The following is a 9593-nucleotide window of genomic DNA, read 5'->3' on the forward strand; positions in this document are numbered from 1 at the left end:
TCAGCCCTCTGGCGTATGATTGGATTTACGCAGTAACAAAAATCGAATTTGACAGAAAAATAAAGATCAGGAATGGAGTGATCAATATGTGTGAAGCAATTATTCAAATGCAAAATTCCAGCAGAAATGAAGGATTCAAAATCGGAAAGGATGAAGGAATCCGGATTGGAAAACATGAGGGGATTGAAATCGGTCGAAATCAGGAACTCAGAAAAATGGCTGTAAAATTGCTTGCTTCCGGATTTTCTAGAGAAACTGTTGCTAATTTTTTAGAGATTTCAAACGCCCATCTTGAACTGGTTCTTTCTGAAGAAGATAAATAAGAAGTGAATAAACAGACCAGCAGATATTCAGCTGGCGTTGACTTCACTGCATCGATAAACAACCGGATATCGTTTTTTTTAGACAATAAAGTAGTCGTTAACTCAGTTGAACGCCTGCTTTTTTTCGTCTTATTCAGTTGATTCAAAAGATTACTGCTCTGTTTGCTGCACCTTCAAGTAAAACAATTTCTTTATACTGTTTGGATCTAACCGAAAACATAAACAATAATCAGAAATTCCATCTGGTTTTCGCTTTTTTTGTTCAAAAAAGAATATTCTTCTTAAGAATTGATAAACTGAGCATATGAAAGAAAAACTCAGGTCTGATTTTCTGGATCGTCAAAAAATGACCCAGGATAACTTTGAACTTTACTACTACAATGATTCAGTTCAGATTCACGTCCATCCCCACTATCATGAACATTATGAAATTCAATTCTTTCTTGAAGGAGACACAACCTGTTACATCAACGAGCACTGTTATAAACTCAGAGAACAGGATGTCATTATCATTCCGCCTGGCAGCCGCCACTATAATAAGATTTCAAATAAAAAGCCTTATCGGCGATTCATATTCTGGATTACAAAAGAATATCTGGACTGGATGGTTTCAAACGACAAAGCGTACGCATATTTTATGGAAGAAACCGCTAAAGACCGTCATGTCTGGCATCTTTCAAGCGTTGCCTTCAACAGCATTCAGGCCCGTCTGGTTTCCCTGCTTGAATGCATGCAGTCCACCAGCTTCGGCAGCAAGGCGCTGACAAGTCTTTCAGCACAGGCTCTGGTTCTGAAACTGAATCAGGAAATCTATGACATTGATCATCCCTATGTCTCCAAAGAAGGACGCCCTCTTAATGAAATGATTCTTGATTATATCCAGGGCCATCTCAATGAAGATCTGTCCTTAGCGGCCATTGCCAAGGTGTTTTTTGTCTCGAAATATCATATTTCTCATATGTTTACATCCGAAATGGGCATCTCACTGCATCAGTTTGTCATCAAAAAAAGACTTGATCAGGTCCGGATTGCCCTGTTAGCCAATGAAGAACTCTCCAAGGCGATTGAAAACGCTGGATTTAAGAACTACTCCAGTTTCTTTCGGGCGTTTCAAAAAGAATACGGAATGTCACCCACTGCCTACCGTAACCAAAGAGCTCTTGAAGCGCTCGAATCGGATCCAACAGAAACTACTGACTAAAATCAGCAAACTTCCTGTTCTCCTAGCTTTTTATAACGGATCTTCAGATAAAATACAAAGCGGGCAAACTCCAATTCCGATTCATCCGCTTTATAAACATCAATCCAGCCACCAACATGAAACAGACCTGCTTCCATTAAAGAAACAGGTCTGTTTATTTTTATTATTTCGATTTTTTTCGATCTGGTTTTCAGATCGTATCCGTATTGTATTGCGCGAATGTTTAATCCAGCAGTTTATCGCTGAACGCGTCCGCTTCCATCTCCGCCGGCAAGCTTTAAGACTTCATCTTCAGAAACCAGGTTGTAGTCTCCTTCAATGGTGTGTTTTAAAGCCGAAGCAGCAACGGCAAATTCAATCGCTTCCTGGCTGTTCATGCCCTTAAGCAAAGCATGAATCAGACCACCGCCAAAGGAGTCCCCTCCTCCGACACGATCAACGATGTTCATATCGTATTTCTTCGAGAAGTGATAATCATCGCCATCATAAAGCATTGCGCTCCACAGGTTGCGGTTGGCATTGATCGATTCACGAAGAGTAATCGCCACCTTATCAAATCCAAAACGATCTTTCAGTTTTTTAGCGACTTCCTTATAGCCTTCGCGGTCGATCTTTCCGCCATGAATGTCAGTATTGTCTGCTTCAATGCCAAAGACATCCTTGGCATCTTCTTCATTGGCAATGACGACATTCACATACTGGCATAATTCATCCATGACCTTACCGGCTTTTTCCTTGCTCCAGAGCTTGTTGCGGTAGTTGAGGTCCATGGATGTTGGAACACCCAGTTCCCTGGCGGCCTTTAAGGCATCCAGAGTAATGGCCGCTACTTCATCATTAAGAGCGGGAGTAATTCCTGTTGTATGAAACCATTTGGCATCCTTCAGGATTTCTTTCCAGTTATATTCATCTCTTGTTGAGTTGGCAATAGCAGAATTCGCACGGTCATAAATGACCTTGCTTGGACGCTGGGAAGCTCCTTTTTCCAGGAAATAGATTCCGACACGATCCCCACCGCGAACGATATCTTCTGTGTTGACACCGTATTTTCTCAGGGAATTGACAGCCGCCTGGCCGATTTCATGTTTTGGCAGCTTGCTGACAAAATGAGCATCATGACCATAGTTAGCCAAAGAGACCGCCACATTGGCTTCTCCTCCGCCATAGGTTGCGCCCAGTTTGTCCGCCTGAACAAAACGCATATAGCCTTCCGGAGCCAGACGAAGCATCAGTTCTCCAAAAGTGACTACTTTATCCTTGGCCATTATCCACGTACCTCCTGAAGTTTCTTCACTGCTTTTTTGCAGAGTTCTTCGATTTCATCGAACTTGCCTTCCCTGATCAGGTCGGCTTTGACCATCCAGCTTCCGCCGACACAAAGGATCATCTTTTCCTTCAGATAATCTTCCATATTCTTTTCTGAGATTCCGCCAGTCGGCATGAATTTCATCATATGGAAAGGAGCAGCCAGAGCTTTAATCATTTTGATTCCGCCAGCCGGTTCAGCCGGGAAAAATTTAACGACATCCAGTCCTAAGGCATAAGCGGCAGTCACATCCGAAGCGGTTGCGCAGCCTGGAGTCACTGGAACTCCTTTTTCAATGCAATAGGAAACGACTTCCTTATCCAGACCCGGACTGACGATAAACTGAGCTCCGGCTTCTAAAGCCTGATCGACCTGCTCTTTGGAAAGAACAGTTCCAGCTCCTACCAGCAGATCCGGACATTCTTTTCTCATTGCGGCAATGGAGCCTTTAACAGCAGCGGTACGGAAAGTGACTTCAGCTGCAGGAAGACCGCCATTGACCAGCGCTTTTCCTAATGGAACGGCGTCTTTTACATCATCGAGCACGACAACCGGAATGATTCCGATTTCATGAAATCTTTCTAAAACGGCATTCATCTTATTTTTTCGCCTCTTTTGCTTCTGTCACTTTTTTATGAAGCGTTTTACGGACAGCGCCAGGTTTTTCGATCAGTTCATTGAAGATTTTAACGACTTCATCCGCCATACCGGCTTCATACAGGTCTACACCAAAAATCTTCTGATTGGAAAGAATTGGACGAAGTGTTTCTTCAGTCACTATATCTCCCAGTTTGATGTTGGCAACGACAGGTCTTACTTCTTCAAGAAGCGGATCTGCAGAGATTTCAAAACCTTCTCCCTGATCATCAATGCCCATCAGATAACGGATCCAGCCGGCAAATACAACCGGGATCAGTTTCAGATCGTTTGTGCTGAGATTTTCATCGTTCAGATAGGATTTGATGGTTTCTCCAAAACGAACAGACAGTTTCTGTGATGTATCTGTAGCAATACGCTGCGGAGCATCTGGCATAAATGGGTTAGGAAGACGAACACCAATTACGGTATCGATAAATTGCTTTGGATCCAGAATTCCAGGATTCACTACAACTGGCAGCCCTTCATCGTAGCCAATGATACGAATCAGATCTACGATATCTTCATCTTTCATTTCTTCAGAAATCTTATCGTAGTCTAACAGGCATCCATAAATAGACATGGCGGTATGCAAAGGATTCAGACAGGTAGTGACCTTCATCTTTTCGACATTGTTTACTGTGTCACGATCGGTATAAATAATTCCACCCAGATCCAGAGGCACTTTTCCATTTGGGAAAGCATCTTCAATAACAAGGTATTCCGTTTCTTCAGCATTGACAAACGGAGCCACAAAACTTCCGCGCGGCGTTTTTACTGGTTTAACATCTTCAAGTCCAGCTTCTTCAAGCATGGCTTCAACCGAAGCGTCCGGGCGAGGCGTAATCTTATCGATCATGCTCCATGGGAAGGAAACCTTTGCCGGATTTTCGAGATATTCGACAAATCCTTCGTCCGATTTTCCATTTTTTAACCAACCTTTCGCATAGGCCACAATGGCATCCTGAAGTTTCTGTCCATTATGAGAGCAGTTATCCATGGATACCATGGCAATTGGCAGCTGCCCGTTTTTGTAACGCTCATAAAGCAGGGAAGCCACTTTTCCAAGGTAAGACTCAGGATTTTGCGGTCCGTTTTCGAAATCTTTTTCTACCAGAGGAAGCAGATTTCCCGCCGCATCGGTAATGGCATATCCTTTTTCAGTGATTGTAAAGCTGGCCATCTGCAGACTCGGAGCTGTGAAGATGCTTGCCATCCGTTTCCATGCGTCCTGATCTTTTGGATCAAGCATAACAGTTTCAGCAATCGAACCAACCACTGTTTTATCGACGTTTCCATCGTGTTTTAAAGTCGCAAGAACAGCCAGGTTATCGTGTTCCTTGTTGACTTCGATCATAAACGGATCGAAACCTTCAACCGCGATGACACCTTTTTCCATCTTACCTTCATTGAGCAGCTTTTCAGCCACTGCAGCCGGGAATGCCTTAAACAGGTTTCCGGCTCCAAAATGAACCCATGTCGGCTCTGCAATGGTTTTTTCAACCATTGCATGACGATCATACGTTGGGATATTAAAGCCTGCGCTGACCCATTCCTGGGTATTCTTAAGGCCTTCGTTTGATAATTTCATCATTTGATCAGTCCTTCATTTCTACTATTTGATTTGTTTTTTACAAAAGCCAGTCCATTCTGGCTGGATTGTTTTTTACTAAGCCACTTCTTTTTCTTTTTCAGCTTCAGATTTTTCAATGGCTTCCCACAGACCGTTAAGGTAAGTTGCACCTAAGGCACGGTCGTACAGACCATATCCAGGCATACCGACTTCGTTCCAGATCATACGTCCATGGTCAGGACGGATTGGTCCATCAAAGTTGATGTCGTGCAGAGCCTTCATGATTTCATACATGTCGAAAGTTCCGCAGCGGGACAGATGTGGTGCTTCTTCAAAGTCGAGTGTTTCAGGGTTTTTGTCATTGAATTTCAGGTTTCTGACATGAGCGAAGTGAATTCTTCCTGGCAGTGAACGAATCATATCTGGCAGATCGTTTTTCAGATTGGTTCCGTAACTTCCAGCACAGAACGTGACTCCGTTATGTGGGTTATCAACTGCCTTCATCAGACGCTGAATTTTTTCCTTGCTTGTGATGATTCTTGGCAGTCCAAAAATTGGCCATGCTGGATCATCCGGGTGAATTGCCATATTGATATCGTACTTATCGCAAGTTGGCATGATTCTTTCCAGGAAATACACCAGATTATTGAAAAGTTTTTCTTCATCCACATCCTTGTATGCGGCAAAGAGTTCCTTAATCTTTTCCATACGTTCTGGTTCCCAGCCAGGCATAACTGTTCCGTTCATGTCATCGGCAATGGATTCAAACATTTTTTCTGGATCCATGTTATCTACAGCTTTCTGGGAATAAGCTAACGCTGTAGAACCATCTTCAAGTTCGCGGGCAAGCTCAGTACGAGTCCAGTCAAATACTGGCATAAAGTTATAACAAACAGTCTTGATTCCTTCTTTTCCAAGGTTTTCAAGAGTCTGAATATAGTTTTCAATATCCTGTTCTCTTTCAGGAGAACCAATTTTAATCGCATCAGAAACGTTCACTGATTCAATACCGGACAGATTTAATCCGTGAGATTCTACATATTCCTTTAAATTGTGAATTTCTTCCTGAGTCCAGAGCTCACCTGGCTGTTTATCATAAAGAGTCGTAATAACTCCAGTAACTCCTGGGATCTGTCGAATCTGTTCAAGTGTAATCGTATCGTGTCCTGGTCCATACCAGCGTAATGTCATTTCCATGTGTACATCCTCCTTTGCGTTGTGTTTACGCTTACATCGTGCTTTCAGTATCGATCTTCAGCACCCAAAATCCAATAGTGATAGTTGTCTATGATATTGCAAAAGTTGCTTCAGGAAACCATCAGTCCTTTAATGCCGAATCTTTCGAATTTACGGTCATTTTGCTCGTATTTTCTATTGTTTTATGTGTTGTACATTGCATATTGTTCGATCGAAAATCCCCAAAGACTAATGTACAAGTCGCATTGAATTGTTATCCGATTAAGATGGTCTCGTACTTATAATGTTAGTTTGAACAAACCATAAAGAAATAAATCTGCTCAAAAAAGCAAATCCATTGCCAATAACCGTTTTTCAGTTATTAATCCCATCACGCAAAATAATTTTGTGACCTGAAACCTGTTCTGCGCAAAAAAGAGCGTCAGATTTTAATGACCCAACGCTCTCTTTTTTATTCCTGATTTAAATTTATACAAATAAGCTTCCAACCTGATAGACAATCGTGGTTACAGTCCAAGAGACAAACAGCTGAAAGGCTATGGATTTCCACATGAAGCTGCTGCTTCCAGATTCTTTTTTAATGGTTGCCAATGAGGCCAGACACGGCACATACAACAAACAGAAAAGCATCATACAATAAGCATTCAGAGCTCCAAAGCCAATGGCTTCAAGCTGCAGATGCATCGCCTGCATTCCTTCAAAGCTGTTCGCATTGGCTACCTGAAATAAAACCGCCATTGAACTGACAACAACTTCTTTTGCCGATACGCCGGCAATTAAAGCAACAACGATCTGCCAGAATCCAAGTCCGCAAGGAACCAGAACCCAGGAAAAAGCCTTACCAAACTGAGCTGCAAATGAAACAGATATATCTTCGGTATAACCACTTATCGAGAAATGCGTAAACAGCCATAACACGATGGATGCCGCAAAAATGATCGTTCCCGCTTTCATCAAAAAGCTCTTTACCTTATCCCATACATAAACGAGAACTGTATGAGCACTTGGCGCTTTATAAGCCGGAAGTTCGATGAGAAGTGGAAAATCTTCGACTTCCTTTTCAAAATGTTTGAGAATCCAGGCAAGGAGTAAAGCCATTCCGATTCCGATCACATAAAGAGAATAGGCAGCCCACATTGGCTGCTTGGGGAAAAACATTCCCGCAAACAGAATATAGACCGGAAGTTTTGCCGAACAGGACATAAACGGAGTGATCAGCATGACTCTTCTGCGGTCTTTTTTGGATTCGAGCGCTCTTGAAGCCATAATGGCAGGAACTGTACATCCAAAGCCCAGAACCATCGGAATAAAGGCCCGTCCTGAAAGCCCAAGCTTTTCCATGATATCGTTCATGATATAGGCGACTCTTGCCATATATCCCGAATCTTCAAGGAAGGCAAGAGCGATAAACAGAATCGTAATATTCGGCAGAAAAGTAAGAATTCCGCCCACGCCTGAAATAATTCCATCGCAGATCAGGTTGATCAGCCAATCTGCCGTATGCAGACTGACTAAAACTGAGCCGACTCCTTCGGTAAACCAGCCAATCAATATTTCAACATATCCACTGATCCAGTCTCCGATGGAAAAAGTCAGCTCAAAAACACCGGCCATGATTAACAGGAAGAGGACAATTCCCCAGAATGGTTTCAAAGCCACCGCGTCGATTTTTTCGCTGAGTTCATCGGACTTTTCTCTGCCTAAAAGAACCTCGTTGAGGATGGCCTGAATAAAATCATATTTCTGATTGATGATCTGATTCATCTGCTCTTCTGATTGAATTGGAAGATCATAGTCCTTATACCTTCTTGTGGTTTCTTCATCTTTTAAAAGCCACTCAATTGCACTTAAACGAGGATTGTCTGAGACAGAAGCCAGCTTTTCTTCGATCTGAGCAATCTGTCTTTCAATATCCGGTGAATAAGTCAGGACTCTTTCCTTAATCGTTTCAGAATGCAGATCCATCGGCTGATGGTTGATCGCATTAGAATCTTCATATTGATGCAATGCCGCATGCAGCAAAGTCTTTAATCCGCGTTTTTTCCTGGCGGTAACCGGTATAACCGGTACACCGAGAATTTCTGAAAGGCGATGTATATCCAGGTCAATTCCCCGTTTTTCGACAATATCCATCATATTCAGAGCAAGCACCATCGGCTTATTCATCTCGATCAGCTGAAGGGTCAGATATAAGGAGCGTTCAAGGGAAGATGCATCCGCGACATCGATGATGACACTGACCTGATCGGATTCAAGAAATTGTCTGGTAACCTGTTCTTCCATTGTAAAGGAGTTGAGTGAATAGGTTCCTGGCAGATCGACCAGACGAATGGTATGACCGTGTTCATTGATTGCCCCTTCCATTCTTTCCACCGTGACTCCAGGCCAGTTGGCTACTTTGAGATTGGCCCCGGTATAGGCGTTAAATAACGTCGTTTTTCCGCAGTTGGGATTGCCGATAAAGCCAATTGTGAGCTGTTCAGACATGATCCACCTCGATTCCAGCACTCATTTTTGATCCGATCGCAAATCGATTGGACCGCAGTGAAATCACCATCGTTCCTGATTTCTTCCGATGCAATACCTGTAAGGGGGTTCCGGGCAACATCCCAAGGGACTGCAGCCTACGTTTGGTATCTTCATTGAGATCTATAGAAACAACTTTTACGGTTGAAGAGAGCGGTACATCTTTGAGTCTCATAGTTCATCCCATCACTTTCTGTATTTAATCCATAATTTTTTAGGCTGAATCGATTATACAACGAAAAAGATAAAAAGTTAGCTTTAGCATACTTTCGATTTCCCGGCTTATTCATTATTCTTATCTTGAATAACATATTTTCTGATTATCACCATCTTTAACCATCTAATTCTGATTGGTCCATTATTCTGTCTTTCTGAAAAATGGGAGTCAAAATTAGATTTGAAGCTGAAACAGAACCTGAAATCAAAATTTCCCAAACCGTGAAAGAAGCAAAAGACAATCTATAATTTTTTTGAAATAAACGTGACACAAAACGCAAAAAAGCAGGTGTCAGATTCCGATACCTGCTTCATCGTAATAAAATCAATTCGTACTACTTATTGGAGAATTGAAACCAATAATTATTGAATGCTTGTTGATAATACTTAATCGCTTCTTATTTGTTCATCTCAGAAAGAATTGATTCAAGATGGGCATTTGAAATTTCTAAAAAATTAGCCACATATTCTTTTGATTGTCCATAATTCGGATCTGTCAACTAAACTGTGTAAGTAGTTTTACAGCCGTTAGTTTACTGGACCAGTTCACTGCCTGATTCAAACACTACATGCCTGGTCTGTTCTGTCCAGGGTCCACAGGACCCCGAAGGGGCT

At 42.3% G+C, this 9593-nt stretch carries 9 protein-coding genes; 2 read left to right on the plus strand and 7 right to left on the minus strand.

Annotated features, from left to right (window positions below):
- Both BO222_RS02115 and BO222_RS02120 read left to right on the plus strand, forming a co-directional pair.
- A partial coding sequence (locus tag BO222_RS02115) for a hypothetical protein (RefSeq protein WP_233131187.1) occupies nucleotides 1–323 on the plus strand: 323 nt, incomplete at its 5' end.
- A gap of 304 nt (nucleotides 324–627) precedes the next feature.
- A complete protein-coding gene (locus BO222_RS02120; RefSeq protein WP_075817947.1) occupies nucleotides 628–1524 on the plus strand; it encodes an AraC family transcriptional regulator in 897 nt (298 codons plus the stop codon).
- Nucleotides 1525–1526: 2 nt separating this feature from the next.
- On the opposite strand, the gene BO222_RS14225 is transcribed toward BO222_RS02120, so the two are convergent.
- The 7 genes from BO222_RS14225 to BO222_RS02150 form a co-directional block, all read right to left on the minus strand.
- Nucleotides 1527–1661: a hypothetical protein gene (locus tag BO222_RS14225; RefSeq protein ID WP_269843609.1), complete on the minus strand. Its 135-nt coding sequence runs from the start codon at nucleotides 1659–1661 to the stop codon at nucleotides 1527–1529.
- A gap of 99 nt (nucleotides 1662–1760) precedes the next feature.
- Complete coding sequence (locus tag BO222_RS02125) at nucleotides 1761–2789, minus strand: sugar kinase (RefSeq protein WP_075817949.1); 1029 nt, start codon at nucleotides 2787–2789, stop codon at nucleotides 1761–1763.
- Nucleotides 2789–3427 (minus strand): bifunctional 4-hydroxy-2-oxoglutarate aldolase/2-dehydro-3-deoxy-phosphogluconate aldolase, encoded by a 639-nt coding sequence (locus tag BO222_RS02130; protein WP_075817951.1) that lies wholly within the window; start codon nucleotides 3425–3427, stop codon nucleotides 2789–2791. Before BO222_RS02130 ends, BO222_RS02125 begins: the two co-directional genes overlap by 1 nt.
- Nucleotide 3428: 1 nt before the next feature.
- The gene (locus BO222_RS02135) at nucleotides 3429–5060 is read right to left on the minus strand and encodes a mannitol dehydrogenase family protein (protein ID WP_233131188.1); all 1632 of its coding nucleotides are present in this window, start codon (nucleotides 5058–5060) and stop codon (nucleotides 3429–3431) included.
- A gap of 75 nt (nucleotides 5061–5135) precedes the next feature.
- The gene (gene uxuA / locus BO222_RS02140; RefSeq protein WP_075817953.1) at nucleotides 5136–6236 is read right to left on the minus strand and encodes a mannonate dehydratase; all 1101 of its coding nucleotides are present in this window, start codon (nucleotides 6234–6236) and stop codon (nucleotides 5136–5138) included.
- 468 nt (nucleotides 6237–6704) lie between these two features.
- Nucleotides 6705–8723: a ferrous iron transport protein B gene (gene feoB / locus BO222_RS02145; protein WP_075817955.1), complete on the minus strand. Its 2019-nt coding sequence runs from the start codon at nucleotides 8721–8723 to the stop codon at nucleotides 6705–6707.
- On the minus strand, nucleotides 8716–8937 hold the full coding sequence (locus tag BO222_RS02150; RefSeq protein WP_075817957.1) for a FeoA family protein: 222 nt from the start codon (nucleotides 8935–8937) through the stop codon (nucleotides 8716–8718). Before BO222_RS02150 ends, feoB begins: the two co-directional genes overlap by 8 nt.
- Nucleotides 8938–9593: the final 656 nt, after the last annotated feature.

It is taken from the genome of Ileibacterium valens (genome assembly GCF_001945525.1).
Classification (GTDB): Bacteria; Bacillota_I; Bacilli_A; order Erysipelotrichales; family Erysipelotrichaceae; genus Ileibacterium; species Ileibacterium valens.